A 24,824-nucleotide genomic window follows, 5' to 3' on the forward strand; every position below is an offset into this window, starting at 1 on the left:
GGGGCTCAGGCGTCGGGGTCCTCCGCGAGGCCGTAGCGGCCGCGGTGGAACAGCAGCGGACGGCGCTGCGGGTCGGCGGCGAGGTCGAGCACGCGGGCGGCGACGATCGTGTGGTCCCCGCCGTCGTACTCGGCCCACAGCGTGCAGTCCAGCCACGCGACGACGCCGTCGAGGACGGGGGAGCCGTACCGGCTGGGCCGCCAGGAGACGCCGGCGAACTTGTCCACGCCCGAGCGGGCGAACGCGGACGACAGCCCGGCCTGGTCCTCCGCGAGCACGTTGACGCAGAACCGGCCGAGGTCGCGCAGGCGCGGCCAGGTGCGGGAGGTGCGCGCCGGCGCGAGGGCCACGAGCGGCGGGTCCAGCGACAGGGAGCTGAACGACTGGCAGGTGAACCCGATCGGGCCGCCCTCGGTGTCGGCGGTCACCACGGTGACGCCGGAGGCGAAGTGCCCGAGGACGTCGCGCATCACCCGCGGGTCGATGACCTCGACCGGCTCCCCGCTCACCCGGTGGTCCGGGGGAGCACCGGGTCGGACACGATCACTCGGCCCTCCTCGTCACCTGCACGGATGTCACGCGACGGGACCCATCCTGCCCCCTGAGCAGGTTCCACGTGGAACGAGGGCGGGAACTGAGGGAACACCGGGGATGATCTCGGTGTCGCTAGGGGGAGGACTGGAGGTGCACCGTGTTCGACGTCGAGGCCGGGGGGAGCCCGCCGCGCGCCGACCTGGACAGCGCCTTCACCCACTCACCGATGGGCGTGGCACTGAGCACGCCCAGTGGCGAGCTGCTGGCCGTCAACGCCGTCCTCGGTGAGCTGGTCGGCGTCCCCGCCGAGCAGCTGCGCGGCGCCACGCTGTTCGCCTACACCCACCCCGAGGACGTGCCCGGCGCGCGGGCGGTGTGCCGGGAGCTGCGCGAGCGCCGGGGCCGGGTGCGCTACGAGTGCCGCGTGCAGCGCCCCGACGGCCGCGTGGTGCCGGTCCAGGTGACGACGTCGTGGGTCGAGGGCGACCCGCCGCACCTGGTGATGGTGGTCGAGGACGTCACCGAGCGGAAGGAGCTGGAGGAGCGGCTGCTGCACCTGTCGGCGCACGACCCGCTCACCGGCCTGCCCAACCGGCTGCTGTTCCACGACCGGTTGCGGCACGCGCTCGAGCGTGGCCACCGGGAGCACACGCCGACCTGCGTGCTGGTGCTCGACCTCGACGGGTTCAAGGCGGTCAACGACCAGCACGGGCACCACACCGGTGACGCCGTCCTCGTGGCGGTGGCCGGCCGGCTCGCCGGCGTGCTGCGGGCCAGCGACACCGCGGCGCGGCTCGGCGGCGACGAGTTCGCCGTCGTCTGCGAGAACACCGAGCGCACCGACGCCGAGCGCCTCGCCGCGCGGCTGCGGGAGGTGATGCCGGGGACCCTGACCGTCGGCGGCACGACGGTGCGGGTCGGGCTGAGCATCGGCATCGGCTCGGTGGACGCCGGCACCGAGCCCGGGGAGGCCGAGGAGGCGGTGGTCCGCCAGGCCGACGCGGCGATGTACGCCGACAAGGCCAGCCGGCGCTGACGGTCCCGGCCGGCGGTCCCGACCCGCGCCGTGCCGGTCAGCGCCGTGCCGGTCAGCGCCGTGCCGGTCAGCGCCGTGCCGGTCAGCCGCCGGCGGCCCACCCCGTGGTGCGCGGCAGCCGGGCGAAGACCGCGGTGAGCACCGGCAGCGGCAGGGCGAACACGAGGAAGAGGCCGAAGCCGGCCACCGCGTCGGCGTCCTCCGTGGCCGCCACCACCACGAGGACGAGGAACAGCACGACCACCGCGGCCAGCGCGGAGCAGAACAGCGGCAGCGGCGAGCGCCGGCCGAGCAGCCACACCCCGCCGGTGACCAGCCCGGCCGCGCACGGCAGCCCCAGGACCAGCGTCGCCGGGACGGCGTCTTCGTCCCCGCCGAGGACGGCGACGAGGAACAGCAGCGACACCAGCCCGGTGAGGCCGCCGGTGACGAGGCCGAGGACGGCCGCGGCGGTCGCCACCGGAGGGCGGCCCGGGCCGTGCGGCCAGGCCGGCGGTGCCGGCGGCACGACACCCCACCCCGGCGGCACCCCCCAGGGCACCGGCTGCCCGTAGGGGCCGGGCCGGTGGGCGCCGGGCGGGCCGTACCCGGGCGGGCCGTAGGGCACGGGGCCGTAGCGGTGGGCCGGCAGGCCGTACGGCTGGGCCGGCGGGCCCGGGGGCGGTACCACCGGGGCCCAGGCCGTCCCCGGCGGGGCCCAGGCCGTCCCCGGCGGGACGGCCTCCCAGTCCTGCTCGTACGGCTGCCCGGTCACGCCCGACAGTCTGCCGACGCCCGACCCGCGGACGGCAGGACGCCGCCGTGCAGCTCGCCCGGACGGGTCAGCCGTGCCAGGCGGCGACGACGTCGGAGAAGGCGGCTGCGGCCTGCTCCAGCTCGGCGAGCTCCACGTACTCGTCGACGGCGTGCATGACCGCGGGCGTGCCCGGGCCCCACACCACGATGGGCGCGCCGTCGACCACCTGGACCAGCACCGACGCGTCGGTGAAGTAGGTGGCCGGGGTGGGCCGCACCGGGGCGGGCAGCGTGGCCACCCAGGGGTCGCCCTCGGGGGTGCCGACCGGCGGCAGGTCCACCCGCACCTCGACGTCGGCCACCTCCGGCTGCGCCCGCCACCAGGACAGCAGGCCCTCGCCGTCGGCGACGGTGCGCATGTCGACGACCACCTCGGCCCGGTCGGGGACGACGTTGGGCACCGTGCCGCCGGCCACCACGCCGGGGTTCCACGTCTCGGTGCCGAGGAACGGGTCGCTGCGGAAGGGCAGCGCGGTGCCGGCCCGCGCCAGGAGGGCGACCAGGTCGAGCACCGCGTTGTGCCCGCGCTCGGGCGTGCTGCCGTGCGCGGCCCGGCCCGCGGTGCGCACGGCCAGCCACAGCGCGCCCTTGTGCCCGAGCACCACCTCGTTGCCCGTGGCCTCGGGGACGACGACCGCCCCGACCGGCAGCTCGGCGACGGCGGCGGCCGCGGCGGCCGCGCCCCGCGACCCGATCTCCTCGTCGCTGGTGAGCAGCAGCGAGACCGGCGCCTGCGGGTCCGCCGCCGCCAGCGCCGCCACCGCGGCCACGACGCCGGCCTTCATGTCGCTGCCGCCGCGGCCCCACACCCGCCCGTCCTCGAGCTGCGCGCCGAACGGGTCGCGCTGCCAGGCGGCCGCGTCGGGCACCGGCACGGTGTCGACGTGGCAGGCCAGCAGCAGCTGCCGCCGTCCCGGGTCGGCCGGGGTGCGCAGCAGCCGCCACGGGTGGTCGCGGTCGCGGCCCTCGGTCACCAGCAGGTGCGGCGCGTGCTCGTGCAGCACCTCGGTGACCGCGCCCTGCAGGTCGCGCTGCCCGTCGGCGTCGCCGGACACGGTGGAGCGGCCGACGAGTTCGCGCACCAGCGCGGTGGGGTCCAGGGCCGTCGTCATGGCCCGATCCTGCTCCCGGGAGCGCTCAGCCGCCGAGTGCGGCGCCGACGACGGCGCGGGCCTCCTCCTGCACGCGCGCGAGGTGCTCCGGGCCGCGGAAGGACTCCGCGTACACCTTGTAGACGTCCTCGGTGCCCGAGGGGCGGGCGGCGAACCAGGCGTTCTCGGTGACCACCTTGAGCCCGCCGAGCGCCGCGCCGTTGCCCGGCGCCTCGGTGAGCTTGGCGGTGATCGGCTCACCGGCCAGCTCGGTGGCGGTGACGTCGGAGGGCGACAGCTTCCCGAGGGCGGCCTTCTCCGCTCGCGTCGCCGGGGCGTCCACCCGGGCGTAGGCCGACTCGCCGTACCGCGCGACCAGCTCGGCGTGCAGCTGGGACGGCGAGCTCCCGGTCACCGCCTGGATCTCCGCGGCCAGCAGGGCCAGCAGGAGGCCGTCCTTGTCCGTCGTCCACACCCGGCCGTCGCGGCGCAGGAAGGAGGCGCCGGCGGACTCCTCGCCGCCGAAGCCGACCGTGCCGTCGAGCAGGCCGGGGACGAACCACTTGAACCCGACCGGCACCTCCACCAGTCGCCGGCCCAGCCCCGCCACCACGCGGTCGATCAGGGAGGAGGACACCAGCGTCTTGCCCACCGCCACGTCGGCGCCCCACTCGGGGCGGTGCGCGAACAGGTGGGAGATCGCGACGGCGAGGAAGTGGTTGGGGTTCATCAGCCCGGCGTCGGGGGTGACGATGCCGTGCCGGTCGGCGTCGGCGTCGTTGCCGGTGGCGACCTGGTACTCCGACCGCTTGCCGATGAGCGAGGCCATCGCCGACGGCGACGAGCAGTCCATCCGGATCTTCCCGTCCCAGTCCAGCGTCATGAACCGCCAGGTGGGGTCGACCAGCGGGTTGACCACGGTGAGGTCGAGGCGGTGCCGCTCGGCGATCGCCGCCCAGTAGTCGACGCTCGCCCCGCCCAGCGGGTCGGCGCCGATCCGCACCCCGGCGTCGCGGACGGCGTCGAGGTCGAGCACCGCCGGCAGGTCGTCGACGTAGGCGGCGACGTAGTCGTGCCGCTGCGCCGCGGCGTGCGCTCGGCTGAAGGGGATCCGGCGCACCCCGTCGAGGCCCGCGGCGAGCAGCTCGTTGGCGCGGTCGGCGATGGTCCTCGTGGCGTCGGTTTCGGCCGGGCCGCCCGAGGGCGGGTTGTACTTGAACCCGCCGTCGCGGGGCGGGTTGTGCGACGGGGTGACGACGATGCCGTCGGCGAGCCCGGAGCCCCTGCCCCGGTTGGCGGCGAGGATCGCGTGGCTGACCGCCGGGGTGGGCGTGTACCGGCCGGCGGCGTCGACGAGCACCGTCACGTCGTTGGCGGCGAGCACCTCCAGCGCCGAGGCCCACGCCGGCTCGGACAGGGCGTGGGTGTCGCGGCCGAGGAACAGCGGGCCGTCGTAGCCCTGCGCCTTCCGGTACTCGCAGATGGCCTGGGTGGTGGCCAGGATGTGCGCCTCGTTGAACGCCGTGTCGAACGAGGACCCCCGGTGCCCGGAGGTGCCGAACGACACCCGCTGGCCGGGATCGGCCGGATCCGGCACCAGCGTGTAGTAGGCGGTCACCAGCGAGGCGACGTCGACCAGGTCGGCGGGGGCGGCGGGCTGGCCGGCACGGGGATCGGTCACGGCGACGATCCTGGCCCGCCGCCGCCCCGCGTGGCGACCCGGACCTCACCCGACCCGGGTGGTCCCCCGGCGGATCCGCAGGCCGTCGAGCAGCAGACCGGCGGCGAGCGCCGCACCGGCGCCCTCCCCGGCCCGCAGCCGCAGGTCCAGCAGCGGCTCGAGCCCGAGGGCCTGCAGCACCAGGTCGTGCCCCCGCTCGCGGCTGCGCTGCCCGGCCACCAGGGCGGCCTGCGCCCCCGGCTCGAGCAGCACGGCGGCCAGCGCGGCCACCGACACGGCGAACCCGTCCAGGACGACGGCGGCCCCGGCCTCCGCGGCGCCCAGCAGCACCCCGGCGAGCACGGTGAGCTCCGGCCCGCCGAGCTCGGCCAGCGCCCGCGCCGGGTCCCGGTCCAGCCCGCGGCCGGCCCGGGCCAGCGCGGCGGTCACCACGGCGCGCTTGCGCTCCAGCACGGCGCTGTCGGCGCCGGCGCCCAGGCCGGTGACGTCGGCGGCGTCGGCGCCGAGCAGCCCGGCGGCGAGGGCGGCGGCGACGGTGGTGTTGCCGACGCCGGCCTCGCCGAGCGCGACCAGACCCGCGTCCGCGCGGTCGCGGCCGAGCACGCGCCCGGCCGTGAGCAGCCGGTCGACGTCGTCCGGGACCATCGCGGCGGCGCCGGCGAGGTCGCCGCGCGGGCCGGCGGGACGGGCGTCCACGGCGCCGTCCAGCGGGCCGCCGGCCACCCCGGCGTCGACGACGACGGTGGCCAGGCCGGCCGCGGCCGCGGCGGTCGCGCCCACCGAGACCCCGGCCAGCGCGGCGCGGGCGACGTCACGGGTCACGCGGGCCTCGTAGGCCGAGACGCCGAGCGCGGCGGCCGGGTGGTCGGCGGCGGCCAGCACCAGCGTGCCGCCGGTGGCGTCGCCGCGGCCCAGCGCCACCACCCGGTCGACCGCGCGGTCGAGCACGCCGAGCGAGCCGGGCGGGGTCAGCAGCCGGTCGGCCTGGTCGCGGGCGCCGACGACGGCCGCCCGGCCCGGCGCCCGCAGGTGCGACGGGGGAGCGGGGGGCCCGCCGTCGTCGGCCGGCCAGCGGTCCTCGACGACGACGGCCGACAGCGGCAGCCGCCGCGACCAGCCGGCCCGCTCCAGCCCCGGTGCGGGCGGGCGCTCGTCGGGCCACCCCAGGCACAGCCAGCCGAGGGTGACCACGCCGTCGGGCAGGCCGACCAGCCCGGCGAGCTCGTCGGGGCGGAACAGCGTCACCCAGCCCATGCCCAGGCCCTCGGCGCGGGCGGCCAGCCAGAGGTTCTGGATCGCCGCCGCGCAGCTCCACAGGTCGGCGTCGGGGAAGGTCGCCCGGCCCAGCACGCCGGCGGCGGGGGTGCGCCGGTCGCAGCAGACGACGATCCCCAGCGGCGCCTCGCGCACGCCCTCCAGCTGCAGGTCCAGCAGCCGGCGGGCGGCGTCGGGCTCCAGCTGCGCGGCCTGGCGCAGCCGCTCGCGGTCGGTGAGGACGGCGGCGCGGTCGCGGGTGGCGGGGTCGCGGACGACGAGGAAGCGCCACGGCTGGCTGTGCCCCACCGAGGGTGCGGCGTGCCCGGCGGCCAGCACCCGCTCCAGGACGTCAGCGGGCACCGGGTCGGGGCGGTAGCGGCGGACGTCGCGTCGGGCGCCGACGACGGCGTAGAGGCCGCCGGCGTGCTCGGGCATCGCCCAGGCGGCGGGGTCGCCGGCCCGCTCGGCGGCGGAGGTGGCGTCGCCGACCAGCGGGACGGGCCGCGGCCACGGGGACGCCGTCATGCGGCTCTCCTCCCACCCGCCGGTCCCGGTCGGTCGCCGACTCTAACCAGGGGGCCGGCTCCGCCGGCGGGCGCCGCGGACCTCCCCGTGGCGGGTCCGCGACGCCCGCCCGGACGGCGGGGCCACCCGGGGTTTCGGCCGTGCTCGGCCCGGCTCAACCCGAGCGCGGACCCGACCGCCGCAGCCGCGCGGGCGCCCGCCGGGTCCACGCCTCCTCCAGCAGGTCGGCGACCAGGGCGGGGTCGGCGGCGGCGAGGTCGACGCGGACGCCGGAGAGCCGCCGTCCCCACCACAGCAGCGAGCAGGGCCCGCCCTCGACCGCCCGGGCCTCCGACTCGCCGACCAGCACGGTGAGGGTGCCCTCGTCCCACAGGGTGGCCAGCACCGCGGTGCCCAGCCGGAACGACGGGCGGCCGTGGTGGTCGGCCTCGGTGACCTCCGGGAGGGCCAGGGCCAGCGCGCGGACGTCGTCGGGCGTCACCGCCACAGCGTCCCGCGGTCGGCGGTGCGGCGGGGCACCGCCGCGCTCAGCCCGCCGCGATGGCGGTGACGAGGGCCAACCCGAGGATGCCCACGCCGACCCAGCCGAGGACGATCCCGGCGATGGCCATGCCGTCACCGCTCTCGCCGCGCTCGCGGATCTGGCTGCGGGCGACGTAGCCGAGGACGAGCGCCAGGATGCTGCCGATCCAGTAGACCCAGACGATGCCCAGGACCATGGACGCGACGGCCAGGCCGTTGGTGCGCCGCGGCGGGTGGCCGTACCCGTAGGGCCACGGGTAAACGGGGCCGGGGAAGCCGGGCGGCAGGCCGTGGGGACCCGGCCAGGGTCCTCCCGCGGGCGGTCCGTACGGCGGCCACCCGGGCTGCCCCGCTGCCGGGCCCTGCGCGTCCCACGGTGTCATCGGCGTCCGTCCCCCGTCGTCGGTGCTGCGCCCGGCGGGGCACGGGCCGGGGTCCCGGCGGCCCGGCGCCGGGTCCGCGGGGACGGTACGGGCCGCCGGGCGGCCCGGACCAGCACCGCCACCCCGGACGGGTCAGGCCACCGGAGGAGCCACCGCGCTCACTCGACGGCGTCGAGGAAGCGCCGGATCGTCTCCAGGAAGACCTCGGGCTGCTCGGAGTGCACCCAGTGGCCGGCGTTCTTCACCCTCACCAGCCGGGTGGTGGGGAACAGCGCGTCCATCCGCTCCCGGTCCTCCGGCAGCACGTAGTGGCTGTTCGCGCCGGCGATCCACAGCACCGGGCCGTCGAAGGTGGCGCCCGGCGGCGGGTCGGGGAAGCCGCGCAGCTCGCCGAGGTCGCGCTCGAGCGTCTCGAGGTTGAGCCGCCACCGCCAGCGGCCGGAGCCCACCCCCTCGCGGACCAGGCTCTGCAGCAGGAACGACCGCACCATCGTGCTCGGCACCGCCTCCCGCAGCGCCCGGTCGGCGTCCTCGCGGGTGCGCAGCGCGCCGAGGTCCACCGCGCGCATCGCGGCGATGAAGGCACCGAACGGCGAGACCTCCTCGTCGGGGTCGTCGGTGCGGCCGCCGGACACCGGGTACTCCACCGGCGCGATGTCGACGACGACCAGCGCGCGCAGCAGTTCCGGCCGGCGCAGCGCCAGCTGCATCGCCACCTTGCCGCCCATCGAGTGCCCGACCAGCGTCGCCGGCTCCCCGAACGACGCCAGCTCGTCGGCGACCACCTGCGCCATGTCGACGTAGTCGACCCGGTCGGTCCACGGCGAGTGCCCGTGGTTGGGCAGGTCGAGCAGCGTCACGCGGTGGCCGTCGGCGAGCCCCTTGGCCGCCGTCGTCCAGTTCTTGCCCTGGCCGAACAGGCCGTGGACGAACACGACGCGCGGTCCGGAGTCCCCGACCGTGCGCGCCGCCAGCCGCTCGTCGGAGGGCGCGTCGGCAGTCACCCGGCGATTCCACCAGATCCTCGGGCGCCGGCGACCTACCGTGCCCCGGACGAGAGGAGCCCACCGTGGCCGGACGGCGCCGCGCCGCCAGCACCACCAGCACGAGCACCAGCAGGAGGCGCCGGACGACGAGGCGGCGGACGACGGCGCGCCGGCCGGCGGTCCCCGACCTGCCCACCGCGGGTCCGGGGGAGCGGGTCTGGGTGCTCGCCGTCCCGTTCCGGGCGCCGGCCCCCGGCGCCGTCTGGCACGCGGGGCTGCAGGCGCACGTCTGGGTCGGCGCGCGGCTGCCGCCGGAGCTGGCGCCCTACGACCCGCCGCCGTACACCTTCGAGCGCTTCCTCGAGGACGAGCTCAACGAGGTCCCGCGGCCGCTGCCGGAGGCGCGGGCGCTGGTGCCGCGCGAGGAGCAGTGCACCGGCGCCGAGGCCGTCGTCGCCTCCGCCGCGGCCGGGCACCGGGTGTTCCTCCTCGGCGACGACCCCGGCGTCGGCAAGACCGGCACCGCGGTCATGGCGGCGCGGGAGATCTGCGAGCTGCGCGGCGGCGAGCGGGTGCTCGTCGTCGCCGACCGCCCGGCCGCGATCACCATCCCGCACTGGACCCGCTCGATCGCCGGCTTCGGCGACGGCGGGCTGCGCTGGTGCGTCACCACCTGGGACCGGCTGGCCAAGGTCGCGACGCTGTCCTTCGACGTGGTCGTCGCCGACGAGGCGCACATGGTCCGGCACACCACGACACAGCGGTGGGAGCACTGGAGGGCCGTCTCCGGTGGAGCCCGGACCGAGGACGTCCCCTTCGTCGTCGCGGCCACCGCCACCCCGGCGCACACGCCGCTGGAGCTGCCCTACCTCGCACCGCAGTTCGCCCAGGTCCACGGCGAACCGCTGCGCGCCTGGGCCGACCTGCCGGCCCGGCTCGCCGGGCACGGGTTCCACGTGGAACGGGGCCGCTACGGCTGGGCGTGGACCGAGGACGCCGACGAGCGCCGCGCCGACCTCGCCCGCCTGCAGGGCTGGCTCACCGGCACCGACCCGCCGGCCGCCCTGCACCGCCCGGCGCCGTGGGGCCCGGTGTCGGTCACCGGGACACCGGTCGCGCTCACCCTGGCGGAGCGGGCCGCCTACGACTCCGGGTGGCAGGAGTTCCGCGCCGAGATGCAGCTCGCCCGCCGGGCCCGCCAGAGCGCCCGCGGCCGCGCCGCGCTGCTGCGGTTCCGGCAGAAGGCGGGCCTCATCCGGGCGCAGGCCACCGTCGACTGGGTGCGCGCGCAGGTCGAGGCCGAGCGGCAGGTGGCGGTGTCGGTGGAGTTCGTCGAGACCGCGGCCGACCCGATCCGCGAGGCGCTGCTGGACTCCGGGATCGCCGTCGCCTCCGTCTACGGCCGCGACCGGTTCGACGTCGAGGCCGAGCGGCTGCGCTTCCAGACCGGAGCGGCGCCGGTGTGCGTCTTCACCGTGACCGCCTCGATCAGCCTGCACGCCGGCGAGCTGCTGCCCGGCGGGGCGACGGCGTCGTCCACCCCGCGGGTGGGGCTGTTCCACCAGCCGCGGTTCTCCGGCATCCAGGCCCGCCAGGTCACCGGTCGCACCCACCGCGACGGGCAGGTCTCCCCGTGGCGGGTGGCCTTCGCCGAGGGCACCGTCGAGGAGCAGGTGGCCCGGGTGATGGTGGAGCGGCTGGCGGTCAGCGGGTCGACGGCGGGTGCGGACACCTCCTCGCTGCAGGAGATCGCCGAGCTGCTCGACGCCGACTGGCTGCCGCCCGCCACGCTGACCGACGCCTGAGCACGGTCGCCGTCGCAGCGGTGTGCGCCCGGTCGCGGGCCGGGGACGCCCGGTCTGCCGCGGTCACCGCAGGAACTCGGTCAGCACCTGCTCCGAACCGGCGGGGAGGGTGTGGTGGGTGGCGCCGGGCAGCGTCACCACGGTCGCCCGCGGCACCAGCTGCCCGGCGCGGCGGGCCACCTGCCGCGGGTCCTGGGCCCGCCCGTCGCCGGCGACGACCACCAGCGTCGGCACCGTCAGCGCCCGCAGCCGCGCCGGGTCGGGTCGGCGGGTGCGCGCCGGCGGCGCCGCCGGCAGCTCGGCGCCCGCCGCCGCGACGTCGAGCCACGCGTCGTCCACCGGCCGGCCGCCGGTCTCCCAGCGCACCAGCGCCCGCACCCGCGCGGCGGTGGGCCGCGTGAGCACCGGGACGGCGTGCAGCAGGTAACCGGCGGAGAAGCCGCCGAAGGTGGTGGTCGGGTCGACCAGGCCGAGGCGGCGCACGCGGCCCGGCCGGTCGAGGGCGAACGCGAGCGCCTGCCAGCCCCCGTAGCTGTGGCCGGCGAGGTCGACGGCGCCGAGGCCCAGCCCGTCGAGGACCTCGCCCAGCCAGTCGACGACGTCGTCCGCGCTGGTCAGCGGGGTGGTGGCGGGGCTGCGGCCGGCGTCGCCGACCGGGTCGAGCACGTGCACGCGGCGCACCGCGGCCAGCAGCCGCATCGCGCCCGACCAGGCGAGCGCGGTGGCGCCACCGCCGGGGAGGAGCACCAGCGGGGGAGCGGCCGCCGCGCCGCTGACCAGCACGTGCGTGGAGCCGAAGCGGGTGCCGACGTCGACCGGGCGCACGGGCACCGGCCAGCGGGCGAGCGCCGCGTCGTAGGCGGCCTCGAACGCGGCCTGCCGGTCCCCCATGGGCGGAGCCTGCCGGGCCTGCGACGGCGCGGCAACGGACGGGGAGAATCGGTGCCGTGCGGCGGGAGGCGAGTGTGCTGCACCTCGACCTCGACGCGTTCTTCGCCGCCGTGGAGCAGCGCGACAAGCCCTCGCTGCGCGGCCGGCCGGTGGTCGTCGGCGGGACCGGCGGGCGCGGGGTCGTCGCCACGGCGTCCTACGAGGCGCGGGCCTACGGCGCCCGCTCGGCCATGTCGACGGCGGAGGCCCGCCGCCGCTGCCCGCCCGGGACGGCGTTCCTCGGCGGCCGCTTCGGCGCCTACCGGCGGACGTCGGACGTCGTCATGGAGCTGCTGCGGGAGCTGTCGCCGCTGGTCGAGCCGGTGTCGATCGACGAGGCCTACGTCGACCTCGCGGCCGGGCCGGGACACGACCTGTCCGTCGAGGGCGTCACGGCGCTCGCCCGGGGACTGAAGGAGCGGATCGCCGCGGCGACCGGCGGCGTGACCGGCTCGGTGGGCATCGGCAGCTCCAAGCTGATGGCCAAGATCGCCTCCGACCTGGACAAGCCCGACGGCCTGGTCGTCGTCGCGCCGGGCACCGAGCTCGACGTGCTGCACCCGCTGCCGGTCACCCGGCTCGGCGGCGTGGGCCCGGCGACGGCCGAGCGGCTGCGGCAGGTCGGCGTCGCCACGGTGGCCCACCTGGCGGCCAAGTCGCTGCCCGACCTGGTGGCGCTGGCCGGCCGGGCGCACGGCACCGGGCTGTACCAGCTGGCGCGCGCGGAGGACGACCGGCCGGTGGTGGCCGAGCGGGAGGCGAAGTCGGTCTCGCAGGAGTCGACCTTCGAGCGCGACCTGACCGACCTGACCGAGCTGAACCGGCTCATCGACGCCATGGCGACGCGGGTGGGGGAGCGGCTGCGGGCCTCGGCGCTGTCGGGCCGGACGGTCACGCTCAAGCTGCGCCGCTACGACTTCACGACGACGACCCGCTCGCAGACGCTGCCCCAGCCCACCGACGACGCCCGGCAGGTCGCCTCGATCGCCCGGCGGCTGCTCGCCGAGGCCGGTCACGGCGGGGGTCTGCGGCTGCTCGGCGTCGGCGTCTCCGGGCTGTCGCAGTACGCGCAGGGCGACCTGTTCGCCGGCGAGGACACCGCGCCGGAGGAGGGCGAGGACGTGCTCGTCGAGGGTCCGGCCGAGCCGGAGCCGCCCGCCGGCCGCCGGTGGTGGCCGGGGCAGGACGTCGTCCACGACGGGCTGGGGCCCGGCTGGGTGTGGGGCCGCGGGCTGGGCCGGGTGACCGTGCGCTTCGAGGGACCGCTGACCCCGCCCGGCCCGGTGCGCACGCTGGCCGCCGACGACCCGGCGCTGCACCCGGGCGACCCGCCGGACTGGCGCCCGGCGACCCTGGACCGGTGAGGATGGAGCCGTGACGGAGAACGCCTGGGTGCGGATGACGGAGGCCGATCCCGGCCACTCGGCCGCCTACGTGCAGCGCTTCCGCGACCTGGCCGCCGGCGGGATGGACATCGTCGGCGAGGCCCGGCTGGTCGACGCGATGCTGCCGCGCCGGTCGCGGGTGCTCGACGCCGGCTGCGGGCCGGGCCGGGTGGGCGGGCACCTCGCCGCGGCCGGGCACGACGTCGTCGGCGTGGACGTTGACCCGGTGCTGATCGCGGCCGCCGAGGAGGACCACCCGGGTCCGCGCTGGCTGGTCGGCGACCTGGCCGCGCTCGACCTGCCCGACCGGTTCGACGTGGTCGTGTGCGCCGGCAACGTGGTCACCTTCCTCGCGCCGGACACCCGCGGCGAGGTGCTGCGCCGCTTCCGCGCGCACCTGGCCGACGGCGGGCGGGCCGTGGTCGGTTTCGGCGCCGGCCGCGGCTACGCCTTCGACGCCTTCCTGGACGACGCCCGCGGTGCCGGGCTCGAGCCGGACCTGCTGCTGTCGAGCTGGCACCTGCACCCGTTCACGGCGGCGTCGGACTTCCTCGTCGCGGTGCTGCGGGCCGGCTGACCTCGCGACGCGCACCCCGGCCACCGACGGCGAGCGACCCCAGGATCGCGCCGGGGTGCTCGGCGAGGGCGACGGCGGCCACCTCGACGGCCCGGTCGGCGGTGAGCTCGGGCAGGCGGTGGCGGGGCACGCGGACCCAGGCGTGCGCGCCGACGTGCTCGGTCATGGCAGATCTCCTCGCTCCGGGCTGCTGTGGCACCGAGGTTCGGCCGCCCGCCTGGGAGGCGCCTGTGCGCGCCGTGCCGGTTCCCTGGCCGCCCGGCTCAGCGCGCGCCGAGGGCGAGGGTCAGCGCCAGCACGGTCTGCGGGTCGTCGAGGCGGTCGCCGAAGCGCTCGCGCAGCTGCCCCATCCGGTAGCGGACCGTCTGCGGGTGCACGTAGAGCTCGGCGGCGACCTGCTCGCGGCGGCCGTGGTGCAGCAGCCACGAGCGCAGCGTCTCCAGCAGCTTCTCGCGGGGGCCCGGGGGGAGGTCGTCCAGCGGCGCCAGCACCTGGGCCCGCAGGTCGGCCAGCGCCTCGCCGTCGGCCCGCAGCACCAGGTCGGCCAGCCGCAGCTCGGTGTCCACCGGGACCTCGCCCTCGGGCTCGAGCCCCAGCTGCAGCGCCCGCAGGGCGCGGGAGTACGACGACCGCGCGTCCACCCACGGCCGCGGCGGGCCGACGACGGCGCCGCGCCCGGACAGCGCCCGCACCAGCGCGGCCCGCGCGAAGCCCTCGGCGTCGGGCACCAGCAGCACGGCGCGCTCGGTGCTCGGCTCGGCGCCGGGCAGGTCCTCGCCGGCCTGCAGCGTCCGGGCGTCGAGCAGGGCCATCGCGTCGCGGGCGCCGGCCTCGGGCAGCAGCACCGCCGTCAGGGTGCGCGGCGGCGTCCAGTCGGCCAGCTCGGCGGCCGCGTGCAGGTCGTAGGGCGGCGCGCCGGTGACCAGCAGCTCGGTCAGCCGCTCCAGGTGCCGGCGGCGCACCCGCCCGCTGGCGGCCAGCTGGTCGGCGTGGCCGGAGGCGCTGGCCGCCGACAGCTGGTCGATGTAGGCGAAGACCAGCTCGGCGAAGCGGGCCAGGGCACCCGCCGACAGCCCGGCCGCCACCGCCGTGCCGCTCATGTGCCGCCAGGCCACGCGCGCGCCCACCCGGTAGGCGGCCAGCAGCGCGTCCATCGACCGGCCGGTGCGCGCCTCCCCGCGGCCGAGCGCGTACGCGCCCTCGATGGCCGGGGCGATCGGCCGGCTGGCGTCGGCGCCGTCGATGGCCGTCGCCAGCTCCAGGAAACCCGCCAGCGCGAGCTCGACGGCGTTCTCGATGCGACGCCCCATCGGACCGCGGAAGGCCTCGGCGTAGCTGGGCACCTCGACGACGATCGCGGCGACCGTCCGCTCCGCCACCGACGGCAGCTCGGCCCGCACCACCGCCGCGACGTCGAGCCCGAAGGTCTCCTGCTCCCTCACCGTGACCCCTCCGTGACCAGGTCTTGTTCGCGCAGAACAGTATCCGGCGCGACGTTCACGTCCAGAGCACAGGTAGTTGCCCCCTGCGCAGGGAACAGTGGAGGTATGACCGCGACCGTTCCGCGCCCCTCCCCGGCCCGGCCGGCCCTGAGGACGCTGCGCGACCGCGCGCTCCGCTGGGCCGAGCTCGTCACCACGCCGCTGCTGCCGGCCGACTACCTCGACCTGGTCCACCCCCTGCGCGCGGGCGCCGACCTCCGCGGCCGCATCGAGGCCGTCCTGCCCGAGACGCGGGACGCCGCGACCGTCGTCATCCGCCCCGGCGCCGACTGGCGGCCGCACCGGCCCGGCCAGTACGTGCGCATCGGCATCGACGTCGACGGCGTCCGCATGTGGCGCGCCTACTCGATCACCTCCGACCTCGGCCGCACCGATGGGTGCTTCACCGTCACGGTCAAGGCCATCCCCGGTGGCAAGGTCAGCAACCACCTGGTCCGCCGCACCGAGCCCGGCACGATCGTGCAGCTCGACCAGGCCACCGGGGAGTTCTGCCTGCCCGAGCAGCGGCCGGCCAAGGCGCTGTTCGTCACCGCGGGCTCCGGCATCACCCCGGTCATGGGGATGTTGCGCAACCACCCCGAGCTCACCGACGTCGTGCTGGTGCACTCCGCGCCCACCGCCGACGACGTCGTCTTCGGCGCGGAGCTGCGGCAGCTGGCCGCCGAGGGCCGGATCCGGCTGGTCGAGCAGCACACCGACACCGCCGGCGTGCTCGACGCCGCCGCGATCGCCGAGTTGGTCCCCGACCTGGCCGAGCGCGCCACCTGGGCCTGCGGGCCGGTGGGCATGCTCGAGGCGCTGGAGGAGCACTGGGCGGCCGCCGGCATCGCCGACCGGCTCTACACCGAGCGGTTCCGCCCGACGGTGCTGGTGACCGGCGAGGGCGGCACGGTCTCGTTCACCAGGAACGGGACGACGCTCGAGGCCGACGGCGCCACCCCGATCCTCGACGCCGCCGAGGAGGCCGGCGTCCTCATGCCCAGCGGCTGCCGCATGGGCATCTGCTACGGCTGCGTGCTCCCGCTGCGCGAGGGCGCCGTCCGCGACCTGCGCACCGGCGAGGTGACCACCGCCGCCCCCGGCGACGGGGTCCTCGTCCAGACCTGCATCAGCGCCGCCGCCGGCGCCTGCGACATCGACCACTGACCGCTTCCAGACCGAGGAGCCGCACCGCATGACCGTTCTGCAGAAGAAGACCGACAACCCGATCGAGCACCTCACCCCCGAGGACATCGAGCTCATCGGCAAGGAGCTCGACGAGATCCGCCAGGGCGTGGTGGACAGCCGCGGCGAGTCCGACGCGCGCTACATCCGCACGGTCATCGACGTGCACCGCAAGATCGAGCTGGGCAGCCGCGCCGTCCTGCTGGCCTCGGGCTTCGCGCCCGCGTGGGTCGTCGGCACGATCGGCCTGTCGATCGCCAAGATCCTCGAGAACATGGAGATCGGGCACAACATCCTGCACGGCCAGTGGGACTGGATGCGCGACCCGAAGATCCACTCCACGACGTGGGAGTGGGACATGGCCAGCCCCGCCGAGCAGTGGAAGCACTCGCACAACGAGCTGCACCACACGTACACGAACGTCATCGGCAAGGACAACGACCTCGGCTACGGCATCATGCGCGTCGACGAGGACCAGCCGTGGACGCCGATGTACCTCGGCCAGCCGCTGTGGAGCTTCATCAACGCCTGCTTCTTCGAGTACGGCATCGCCGCCTACGACCTCGAGCTCGGCGCGGTCATCGCCAAGAAGCAGACCGGCGACCCGGAGTTCCGCCGGCGCGCCAAGCAGGTGCTGGCGAAGATCGGCCGGCAGGTCCGCAAGGACTACGTCATCCACCCGCTGCTGTCGGGCCCGAACTTCCTCTCCACGCTGACCGCGAACTTCGTGGCCAACGTCGTGCGCAACCTCTGGTCGAACTCCGTCATCCTGTGCGGGCACTTCCCCGAGGGTGTGGAGACGTTCGAGAAGAAGTCGATCGACGGCGAGAGCCGCGGCGAGTGGTACCTGCGGCAGATGCTCGGCTCGGCCAACATCTCCGGCTCCAAGGCGATGCACGTCCTGACCGGGAACCTGTCGCACCAGATCGAGCACCACCTGTTCCCCGACCTGCCGAGCAACCGCTACGCCGAGATCGCCCCGAAGATCCGCGACCTGTTCCAGCGCTACGGCCTCAACTACCACACCGCACCGCTGCCCCAGCAGGTCGGCTCGGCCTGGCACAAGATCATCCGGTTGTCGCTGCCCAACGGCTGGCTGGAGAACACCACGGCCCGCAACCTGCCGACCCAGGTGGTCAAGCTGTGGAAGATGACCACCGGCAAGCCGCGGGTCCGCCGCGCGCTCCTGCGCGAGCAGGCCGCCATGGCCGCCGCCTGAGAGAGGACCCCGCTGCAGGGGCCGGGACGGACGGAGGGGCCCGGGACGGAGAACCGTCCCGGGCCCCTCTGCGTCTCAGCGGCCGGTCAGGGCCGCAGCGCCGGCTGCTCGAAGTTCAGGTCGAGCAGCACGGACCGGTCGGCGATCGGCACCTCCCACACGGCACCCGGCCCGTCGGGGTCCTCGACCCTGCCGCTGCCGAGGAACGTGGCCACCTGGGTCTGGCCCTGGACGGCCGCCGCGGGGAACTGGGCCAGGTCCAGCAGGAAGCCGTGCGGGTTGAGACCGGCCTGCAGGGTGCGGTCGTTGCGGTAGAGGCTGGTCCGCTGCCACAGGTCCCCGGCGTCGATGACCGTGTACGACGTCGGGTTGGGCACCGTCCGGTCGCCGAACGCCACCTGGAAGACCGCCCGCTCCGGCTCGATGAGGGGGCTGAAGGTCTCCGGGCTGCCCGGGCGGGACAGCCAGGTGGACCGGGCCAGGAACTCCTGGATCTCCACCGCGCCCGGCACCGTGACCGTCACGGGACCCTCACCGCGCAGCGGCATCTGCTCCTGGAAGTGGTTCCGCGTCGGGTCGTCGCTGTTGAGCAGGCCGGCCGCCCGCAGCGACGCGGTGGTCAGGTCGCGGAAGGCCGGCGACAGCCGCGCGATCTCGGTGATCGGCCCCCCGGCCACGTTCAGCACCGAGCGGGCGATCGTCGGGTCGGCCCCGGTGACCATGGTCCCGTAGATGCCACCGAAGCTCTGGCCGAAGTAGGTGACGTCCTCACCCCGCAGGTCCGCCGACCCGTCGTGGTCGACGTCGGTGCCACCCAGGGAGCGGACCAGGGTCATGACGTCGGCTGCCGTCTGGCGCAGGGCGTCCCGCGAGGACTGCGCGGCGGCGGCGCCGGTGGCCGAGGAGCCCTCGGTGCTGCCGACGGCCCCGTTGCCGTCCTGGTCGACCCCGCGGCCGTGGGCCGGGAGGGTCGTCGCCGTACCGCCGAGGGGGGTCACCTGCCACCGGCTGTCGGGCCCGTACCCGTGACCGACGACGTTGGTGGCGACGGTGGCGATCCCGCTCCGTGCGTTGACGACCGCGGCGAGGAAGACGTCGGCCGTCGAGCGGGTGAAGCCGTGGCCGAAGACCGCCGTCGGCCAGCCGCCGTCCGGCGCGTCCCCGGGCGGCAGGACGGCGACGAACGGCAGCCGGGCCGTGCCCACGGGCGCCGGGCCGGCGTCGCGGGTCGGGGTCTGCTCGATGGTGACGTCGTCCCGCAGCCAGGACGGCGCCTCGAAGGAGCCGAAGACCAGCGTGCCGCCGGTCCCCGCCTGGGGCACGACCACCGGTGTCGTGGTGTCGGCGCCGCTCACCGAGGTGTCCTGGACCAGGGAGACGCTGGCGCCCGCGGCCGGGAAGACGCCGTCCACCTGCAGGCCCGGCGTGGTGCCGAGATCGGCGAAGGCGGCACCGCTGTCGATCTGCTCGCGCAGGTCGAGCAGTCCGTCGGGAGCGCTCATCGTGGTGAAGGTGTCCTCGAGCGGCCGGTGGCCAGGGCCGTCGGCCACCCGCAGCCGGTAGGTGGTGGCCGGCGCCAGCTGCTCGGCCGGGTGGGCGTACAGGGTCTTCGCCGACGGGTCCCAGACGACGCGGTCGACGCCGGTGCGCCACCCGTCGGGGCCCTCGACGGTGATGCCCGCGGCGGCCTGCGCCGGGTCGACCGGCCGGGTGAACCGGACGGCGATCCGCGGGTCGAGGTCGAAGCCGTCGAGCTGGTTGAGCTGCTGCACGAGGCCGCAGGACACCGGGGCGCCGCAGTCCCGGGTGGGCAGGGCGACCCGGCGGCCGGTGACCTGGCCGGGGTCGGCGACGGTGAGCGAGTCGGAGGGGAACACCGAGACGGGGGTGGGCCGCGTCGGGGTGGCCAGGGCGGGGGGCGCGGCGACCGCGAGCGCGGTCGTGAGGGTGAGCGCACCGACGACCGACGAGGTCGCCCGCTGCCAGCGTCGTTGCTGCACAGGCATCTCCAGGCTGAAGGGGGAGGACACCCTTTCGTAGACGACGGTGGTCTGCATCACAAGTGCGGGGTGTTGCACGGCCGGTGGGCGCAGGGCCCGGTTCGGCGGTGCGGGCCGGGCCGCCACGGGTTCATGCCGTGTCGACACGAGGAGGGCACGCGGACGGGTACGTGCTGGTGGCCGTGGTCACCGGGACGGTCCTGATTGGGCCGGTGCCCGAGGGCCTGCGGACGGACGTCCCCGCCGAGGAGATCACCCCTGACGTGCAGTGGCCGGACGCCGAGGTGCCCACCGACAGAGCGGTGACCACGCGCACCGGTGACCCGTCGCCGACCGCGGTGGACCGCACCGTCTCCGGCACGACCGGCACGGTGAGCACGGCTCACGGGACGATCCGCGCCCGGGCGGAGAGCCTGGCTCGGGTGCCGGTGACCTGAGCGACCCCGCTGTCCCCGCCACACGCCGCCGGCCCCTGCAGCGGGGCCTGGGGACGCCGAGGGGCCCGGGACCGTCGTGGTCCCGGGCCCCTCGCCGCGGTGGTCAGTTGGCCATGTCTGGTCAGTTGGCCATGTCGACGAAGCGGCTGTAGTGGCCCTGGAAGGCGACCGTGACGTTCGCGGTGGGGCCGTTGCGGTGCTTGACCAGCATGATGTCGGCCTCGCCCGCCCGCGGGCTCTCCTTCTCGTACATGTCCTCGCGGTGGATCATCATGACCATGTCGGCGTCCTGCTCGATCGATCCCGACTCGCGGAGGTCGGAGAGCATCGGCTTCTTGTCCTGACGCTGCTCGGACCCACGGTTGAGCTGCGACATCGCGATGACCGGGACCTCGAGCTCCTTGGCCAGCAGCTTCAGCGCACGGGAGAACTCCGAGACCTCCTGCTGGCGGCTCTCGACGCGCTTGCCCGAGGTCATCAGCTGGAGGTAGTCGATGACCACGAGCTTGAGGTCGTTGCGCTGCTTGAGCCGCCGCGCCTTGGCCCGGATCTCCATCATCGTCATGTTGGGCGAGTCGTCGATGTAGAGCGGCGCGTCGGCGACCTCGCCCATCCGGCGGGCCAGCTTCGACCAGTCCTCGTCGGACAGCGTGCCGGCGCGCATGTGGTGCAGCGGCACCTTCGCCTCGGCCGACAGCAGACGCATGGTGATCTCGTGCTTGCTCATCTCGAGCGAGAAGATGACGGCGGGCAGACCGTGCTTGACCGTGGCCGACCGCGCGATGTCGAGCCCGAGCGTGGAGTTGTGCGTGGGGACGAGGCTCCGGCCGGCGAGGAAGAGCGAGTCCGCGGCGTCGACCTGGATGCAGCGCACGGGCTCGCTGGGGACCGGCCGGACCTCGGTGACGAAACGGACGCCACGGGCGGTGTACGTGCGGGCGCCGCGCTCCTTGTGCACCAGCTTCTTGCGCTCGAGCCGGAAGACCTCGTCGTCGGTGCTGAAGGTCAGCGTGTAGCAGGTGGACGACGCCTCGGACCGGCCGCGGACCCGCTTGGTGCTCAGCGTCACCCGGTGGCCGAGGCCGGCGATCAGCTCGCGGGCGTCCTCGGCCAGCCTGCGTTTGGTGACGGCGAACTGGACGGCCCCACTGGCCGTGACGGTGCCGTCGGTGTCGAGCAGGCCGGCCAGCAGCGCCCGCCGCTGGGCCACCGAGGCCCGCAGGTAGGCGATCGGGATGTGCTTGTCGTCGAGCACGCCCAGGGTGCGCAGGAGGCCCGTGACGGTGCCGTGGTCGTCCCGGCAGGCCTGGCACTGCGCCAGGCCGCTCGACGGACCGCCGCAGTCGGGGCAGGTGGCCTGCCGGCCCACCCCGCCGCTCGCACGCAGCCGGCCACCGCAGGTCTTGCCGCACGTCTGGACCCGCGAGGTCCGCGGGACGAACGGCTCGCCGCACATCGGGCACGGCCGCTCCGCCGGCGCCGGACGGGCGGGGAGCCGCAGCGAGTAGCGCCGGTCGGCGCCGGAGGGAGCGACGAGGAGGCCCTCGGCCTCGATGTAGGCCGCGATCTCCGGGTCGGCGCTGGTGTACTGGGCCGCGGCCGACGTCCCGTCGCCCAGCCACACGCCGAGCGCGTACGGCGGCACCGGCAGGTCGGCGGCGGGCAGGTCCAGCGGCGCGGCGTTCACCACGGCGTGGTTGAGCCGCCGGTCGGCCGTGGCGCAGCGGACCGTGCGGGCCAGCTCCTCGGTGGTCCGGACGCGGGCCTCGCCCCGCTCGCCGAGCCGGCGTGCGGCCCGGTCGGTGGTCACCCACTGGTGCTGGGCGTCGGCCACGACCACCGTGCCGTCGGAGAAGTGCACCTCGTAGCAGGGCCGGTCGGTCAGCACGTCGGTGGCGGCGACGACCGTCGTGGGACGTCCGTTGGCGCCCAGGACGCGGTCGCCGACGCGAACATCGCCCATCGTCGTCCACCCGGTGGGCGTGGCGATCGGGGTGTCCAGCGCCAGGGCCTTGCCCACGCCGGGACGGGCGGCGATGACGACCATCTGGCCGGCCTGCAGGCCGTTGGTGAGCTCGTCGAGGTCGCGGATCCCGGTGGGCACGCCGCGGGCAGTGCCGCCGCGGGAGGCGATGGCGTCGAGCTCGTCCATCGTCGGCTGCAGGACGTCCTCGAGGCGCGAGTAGTCCTCGCTCATGCGCTTCTCGGTGACGTCGTAGATCTCCTGCTGGGCGCGGTCGACGATGTCGTCGACGTCGCCCCGCCCGCCGGCCGCGCCGTAGCCCAGCTGCACCACACGGGTACCGGCTTCGACCAGCCGCCGCAGCACCGCCTGCTCGGCGACGATCGCGGCGTAGTAGCCCGCGTTGGCCGCGGTCGGCGTCGAGGCGATCAGGGTGTGCAGGTAGACCGCGCCGCCCATCTTCGACAGCTGGTCGGTGCGGTTGAGCTCGGCGGCGACGGTGATCGCGTCGGCCGGCTCACCCCGCCCGTACAGGTCGAGGACGCAGTCGAAGATCACCTGGTGCGCCGGCCGGTAGAAGTCGTTGCCGTGCAGCACCTCGACGACGTCGGCGATCGCGTCCTTGCTCAGCAGCATGCCGCCGAGCACCGACTGCTCCGCCGCGACGTCCTGCGGCGGCTGCCGGTCGTACTCCGGCGCCGTCGGGGACGGTCGGCTGAACTCGTCGGCCAGCGCCACGGGAAGCCCTCCTTCTCTCCACCGGCGCACCCGCAGACAGACCCCGGCCACTGGCCGGGGTCCGGTGGGGGAAGCACCAGGACTGCTGGAACGCTCTCGAACACGTGTTCGAGCCTGAGGCTAGGGCGGGGGACCGACAGAACCGGTCCCGTCCACCCCGCCGTCAGGACGGTAGGGAGCGCGGCGGACGCCGTCCAACACCCCTGTGGGGCGCGTTCTGCACAACTTGTGGACAAGTCGGTGGACACACGCGTGTCGACATGTGGAGACGGCGGGGGACTGACCGGCCGGACCGCCGCGGTCCCGGCCCTGACCTGCGGAGGGACCGCCCACCGGGTGTGGACGGGAGAAAGTCCGGGAGCACTCGTGGTGTCGCGCACCGGCGTGTCGCAGGTCGCAGCCCACCCGTCCCTGCGGTCACACGTCCACAGGGCGGGCACGGGGGCGGGAGGGCTCACGGGTCGACACGCGGCGGTGGCGGACGGTCACCGTCGGCCACCGGGCCCGGGGACGCCGAGAGGGGCGCCGGACAGGTGTCCGACGCCCCTCCCGGGTTGGTGACGTACTGGAACGGCCGCCCTCCAGCGGCCCGCGCCGAGCGGAGCGAGGCGCGGGGGAGGGGTGGTCCTCCTGTCAGCCGGCGACGACCTCGATCGGCAGCTCGGCGGTGACCTCGGGGTGCACCCGCACGGTGACGGTGTGCCGGCCGGTGGTCTTGATGCTGCTGGGCAGCTCCACCCGGCGGCGGTCGAGCTCGGGGCCACCGGCGGCGGTGACGGCGTTGACGACGTCGGCGGTGGTGACCCGGCCGAACAGGCGGCCGCCCTCACCGGCGCGGGCCGGCACGCGGACGGTCAGGCCCCCGAGGCGGCCGGCCACGGACTGGGCCTCCTCGAGCGAGCGCACCTCGCGGGCGGCACGTGCCCGGCGCAGCGACTCGACCTGCTTCTCGGCGCCGCGGGTGGCCACGATGGCCAGGCCGCGGGGCAGGAGGTAGTTGCGGGCGTACCCGCCCTTGACCTCCACCGTGTCACCGGAGGACCCGAGACCGGTGACCTCCTGCGTCAGGATCAGCTTCTGGGTGCTCATGGTCAGCGCGCCGTCGAGGTGTAGGGCAGCAGGGCCATCTCACGGCTGTTCTTCACGGCCGTGGCGACGTCCCGCTGGTGCTGGCTGCAGTTGCCGCTCACGCGGCGGGCACGGATCTTGCCGCGGTCGGAGATGAACTTCCGCAGCAGCGTCGTGTCCTTGTAGTCGATGTAGGTCGCCTTGTCCTTGCAGAACTGGCAGACCTTCTTCTTGGGCTTGCGCACGGGGGGCTTGGGCACTGGGTTCTCCAGGTACGGCTAGTGGTGAGGGAGTGGAACGGCCCTCTCGCAGGGGCCCTCCGCCTGCGCGGAGCGAGGCGTGGGGGCGAGAGGGTCCTTTCTCAGAAGGGCGGCTCGTCGGACGGGCCGGCGGGCGTCGACCAGGGGTCGCTCGCGCCGCCGCCGCCGCCGCCGCCGAAACCGCCGCCACCGCCGCCGCCGAAGCCGCCGCCACCCTCACCGCGGGAGGCCTTGGTGACCTTCGCGGTGGCGTAGCGCAGCGAGGGGCCGATCTCGTCGACCTCGAGCTCGACGACGGTGCGCTTCTCGCCCTCCTTGGTCTCGAACGAGCGCTGCTTCAGCCGCCCCGAGACGATGACCCGCGAGCCGCGGGTGAGGGACTCGGCGACGTTCTCCGCCGCCTGCCGCCACACGTTGCACCGCAGGAAGAGGGCCTCGCCGTCCTTCCACTCCTGCGACTGCCGGTCGAAGGTGCGCGGCGTCGAGGCGACGGTGAAGTTGGCGACCGCGGCCCCCGACGGCGTGAACCGCAGCTCCGGGTCGGAGGTCAGGTTGCCGATGACGGTGATGACGGTCTCGCCGGCCATGGTCAGTGGACCTCGGGCCGCATGAGCTTGGTGCGCAGCACCGACTCGTTCAGGTTGAGCTGGCGGTCCAGCTCGGCGACCGCCGCGGGCTCGGCCTGGATGTCGATGACCGCGTAGATGCCCTCGACGTTCTTCTTGATCTCGTAGGCCAGGCGGCGCCGGCCCCAGATGTCGGTCTTGACGGTGCCACCGGAGTTGGTGACGACGGTCAGGAACCGGTCGAGGGAGGGAGCGATCGTGCGCTCCTCCAGGTCGGGGTCGAGGATGACCATCAGTTCGTAGTGACGCACGGAGAACCCCACCTCCTCTGGTCTGTGGCGGCTGCAGAACGTCTGCAGCAGGAGGGTCGTACACGCGTCGCGCGCCCGGTCCCGCCGAC

General features: G+C 75.6%; 24 protein-coding genes. 7 read left to right on the forward strand and 17 right to left on the reverse strand.

Features of this window, described 5'->3' with window-relative positions:
- Positions 1 to 5: 5 nt before the first annotated feature.
- Complete coding sequence (locus BMZ33_RS16190; RefSeq protein ID WP_169064434.1) at positions 6 to 509, reverse strand: flavin reductase family protein; 504 nt, start codon at positions 507 to 509, stop codon at positions 6 to 8.
- A gap of 182 nt (positions 510 to 691) precedes the next feature.
- Here BMZ33_RS16190 and BMZ33_RS16195 point away from each other — a divergent pair, with 182 nt between their 5' ends.
- Positions 692 to 1,570: a diguanylate cyclase domain-containing protein gene (locus tag BMZ33_RS16195; RefSeq protein WP_169064435.1), complete on the forward strand. Its 879-nt coding sequence runs from the start codon at positions 692 to 694 to the stop codon at positions 1,568 to 1,570.
- A gap of 82 nt (positions 1,571 to 1,652) precedes the next feature.
- Here the strand turns inward: BMZ33_RS16195 and BMZ33_RS16200 are convergent, their stop codons facing one another.
- The 7 genes from BMZ33_RS16200 to BMZ33_RS16230 form a co-directional block, all read right to left on the reverse strand.
- On the reverse strand, positions 1,653 to 2,324 hold the full coding sequence (locus BMZ33_RS16200) for a hypothetical protein (RefSeq protein ID WP_091112880.1): 672 nt from the start codon (positions 2,322 to 2,324) through the stop codon (positions 1,653 to 1,655).
- 67 nt (positions 2,325 to 2,391) lie between these two features.
- Complete coding sequence (locus BMZ33_RS16205; protein ID WP_169064436.1) at positions 2,392 to 3,477, reverse strand: M20 family metallopeptidase; 1,086 nt, start codon at positions 3,475 to 3,477, stop codon at positions 2,392 to 2,394.
- Positions 3,478 to 3,502: 25 nt separating this feature from the next.
- Positions 3,503 to 5,137: a phosphoglucomutase (alpha-D-glucose-1,6-bisphosphate-dependent) gene (gene pgm / locus BMZ33_RS16210; protein WP_091112884.1), complete on the reverse strand. Its 1,635-nt coding sequence runs from the start codon at positions 5,135 to 5,137 to the stop codon at positions 3,503 to 3,505.
- A gap of 45 nt (positions 5,138 to 5,182) precedes the next feature.
- Positions 5,183 to 6,919 (reverse strand): 5,6-dimethylbenzimidazole synthase, encoded by a 1,737-nt coding sequence (bluB, locus tag BMZ33_RS16215; RefSeq protein WP_091112887.1) that lies wholly within the window; start codon positions 6,917 to 6,919, stop codon positions 5,183 to 5,185.
- A 154-nt stretch (positions 6,920 to 7,073) separates the two neighbouring features.
- Positions 7,074 to 7,400 carry an MmcQ/YjbR family DNA-binding protein gene (locus tag BMZ33_RS16220; protein ID WP_091113606.1) on the reverse strand — a complete coding sequence of 109 codons (327 nt, stop codon included), beginning with the start codon at positions 7,398 to 7,400 and terminating at the stop codon, positions 7,074 to 7,076.
- A gap of 46 nt (positions 7,401 to 7,446) precedes the next feature.
- Entirely contained in the window at positions 7,447 to 7,824 is a 378-nt protein-coding gene (locus tag BMZ33_RS24515; protein WP_091112891.1) for a DUF4190 domain-containing protein, read from the reverse strand.
- Positions 7,825 to 7,982: 158 nt separating this feature from the next.
- Positions 7,983 to 8,828, reverse strand: a complete 846-nt coding sequence (locus tag BMZ33_RS16230) for an alpha/beta fold hydrolase (RefSeq protein WP_091112895.1) — start codon at positions 8,826 to 8,828, stop codon at positions 7,983 to 7,985.
- Between the two features lie 65 nt (positions 8,829 to 8,893).
- Between BMZ33_RS16230 and BMZ33_RS16235 the strand changes: the two genes are divergently transcribed.
- Entirely contained in the window at positions 8,894 to 10,615 is a 1,722-nt protein-coding gene (locus BMZ33_RS16235; protein ID WP_091112899.1) for a DEAD/DEAH box helicase, read from the forward strand.
- A 63-nt stretch (positions 10,616 to 10,678) separates the two neighbouring features.
- On the opposite strand, the gene BMZ33_RS16240 is transcribed toward BMZ33_RS16235, so the two are convergent.
- Positions 10,679 to 11,506, reverse strand: coding sequence for an alpha/beta fold hydrolase (locus tag BMZ33_RS16240; RefSeq protein WP_091112903.1), 828 nt, complete (start codon positions 11,504 to 11,506; stop codon positions 10,679 to 10,681).
- A gap of 56 nt (positions 11,507 to 11,562) precedes the next feature.
- Between BMZ33_RS16240 and BMZ33_RS16245 the strand changes: the two genes are divergently transcribed.
- Both BMZ33_RS16245 and BMZ33_RS16250 read left to right on the forward strand, forming a co-directional pair.
- Positions 11,563 to 12,909, forward strand: coding sequence for a DNA polymerase IV (locus tag BMZ33_RS16245; protein WP_091112905.1), 1,347 nt, complete (start codon positions 11,563 to 11,565; stop codon positions 12,907 to 12,909).
- A 10-nt stretch (positions 12,910 to 12,919) separates the two neighbouring features.
- Complete coding sequence (locus BMZ33_RS16250; RefSeq protein ID WP_169064438.1) at positions 12,920 to 13,507, forward strand: class I SAM-dependent methyltransferase; 588 nt, start codon at positions 12,920 to 12,922, stop codon at positions 13,505 to 13,507.
- On the opposite strand, the gene BMZ33_RS16255 is transcribed toward BMZ33_RS16250, so the two are convergent.
- Together BMZ33_RS16255 and BMZ33_RS16260 are read right to left on the reverse strand one after the other, a co-directional pair.
- Positions 13,461 to 13,673, reverse strand: a complete 213-nt coding sequence (locus tag BMZ33_RS16255; RefSeq protein WP_091112909.1) for a hypothetical protein — start codon at positions 13,671 to 13,673, stop codon at positions 13,461 to 13,463. The genes BMZ33_RS16250 and BMZ33_RS16255 overlap by 47 nt on opposite strands.
- Positions 13,674 to 13,770: 97 nt before the next feature.
- Positions 13,771 to 14,949, reverse strand: coding sequence for a PucR family transcriptional regulator (locus BMZ33_RS16260; protein ID WP_091112912.1), 1,179 nt, complete (start codon positions 14,947 to 14,949; stop codon positions 13,771 to 13,773).
- Between the two features lie 105 nt (positions 14,950 to 15,054).
- On the opposite strand from BMZ33_RS16260, the gene BMZ33_RS16265 reads away from it, so the two are divergent.
- Complete coding sequence (locus tag BMZ33_RS16265) at positions 15,055 to 16,155, forward strand: ferredoxin reductase (protein WP_091112916.1); 1,101 nt, start codon at positions 15,055 to 15,057, stop codon at positions 16,153 to 16,155.
- A gap of 28 nt (positions 16,156 to 16,183) precedes the next feature.
- A complete protein-coding gene (locus BMZ33_RS16270; protein ID WP_091112919.1) occupies positions 16,184 to 17,392 on the forward strand; it encodes a fatty acid desaturase family protein in 1,209 nt (402 codons plus the stop codon).
- An 86-nt stretch (positions 17,393 to 17,478) separates the two neighbouring features.
- Here the strand turns inward: BMZ33_RS16270 and BMZ33_RS16275 are convergent, their stop codons facing one another.
- Entirely contained in the window at positions 17,479 to 19,449 is a 1,971-nt protein-coding gene (locus BMZ33_RS16275; protein WP_136697326.1) for a hypothetical protein, read from the reverse strand.
- Between the two features lie 80 nt (positions 19,450 to 19,529).
- On the opposite strand from BMZ33_RS16275, the gene BMZ33_RS16280 reads away from it, so the two are divergent.
- The gene (locus BMZ33_RS16280) at positions 19,530 to 19,829 is read left to right on the forward strand and encodes a hypothetical protein (RefSeq protein ID WP_136697327.1); all 300 of its coding nucleotides are present in this window, start codon (positions 19,530 to 19,532) and stop codon (positions 19,827 to 19,829) included.
- A gap of 121 nt (positions 19,830 to 19,950) precedes the next feature.
- Here the strand turns inward: BMZ33_RS16280 and dnaB are convergent, their stop codons facing one another.
- The 5 genes from dnaB to rpsF form a co-directional block, all read right to left on the reverse strand.
- A complete protein-coding gene (gene dnaB, locus BMZ33_RS16285) occupies positions 19,951 to 22,530 on the reverse strand; it encodes a replicative DNA helicase (RefSeq protein ID WP_091112928.1) in 2,580 nt (859 codons plus the stop codon).
- A 633-nt stretch (positions 22,531 to 23,163) separates the two neighbouring features.
- The gene (rplI, locus tag BMZ33_RS16290; protein WP_091112932.1) at positions 23,164 to 23,619 is read right to left on the reverse strand and encodes a 50S ribosomal protein L9; all 456 of its coding nucleotides are present in this window, start codon (positions 23,617 to 23,619) and stop codon (positions 23,164 to 23,166) included.
- A gap of 2 nt (positions 23,620 to 23,621) precedes the next feature.
- Positions 23,622 to 23,858: a 30S ribosomal protein S18 gene (gene rpsR, locus BMZ33_RS16295; RefSeq protein WP_073422051.1), complete on the reverse strand. Its 237-nt coding sequence runs from the start codon at positions 23,856 to 23,858 to the stop codon at positions 23,622 to 23,624.
- Between the two features lie 101 nt (positions 23,859 to 23,959).
- Positions 23,960 to 24,445 carry a single-stranded DNA-binding protein gene (locus BMZ33_RS16300; RefSeq protein ID WP_091112934.1) on the reverse strand — a complete coding sequence of 162 codons (486 nt, stop codon included), beginning with the start codon at positions 24,443 to 24,445 and terminating at the stop codon, positions 23,960 to 23,962.
- A 2-nt stretch (positions 24,446 to 24,447) separates the two neighbouring features.
- Entirely contained in the window at positions 24,448 to 24,735 is a 288-nt protein-coding gene (rpsF, locus tag BMZ33_RS16305) for a 30S ribosomal protein S6 (protein ID WP_091113613.1), read from the reverse strand.
- Between the last annotated feature and the right edge of the window lie 89 nt (positions 24,736 to 24,824).

Source organism: Geodermatophilus dictyosporus (genome assembly GCF_900115505.1).
Lineage (GTDB): Bacteria > Actinomycetota > Actinomycetes > Mycobacteriales > Geodermatophilaceae > Geodermatophilus > Geodermatophilus dictyosporus.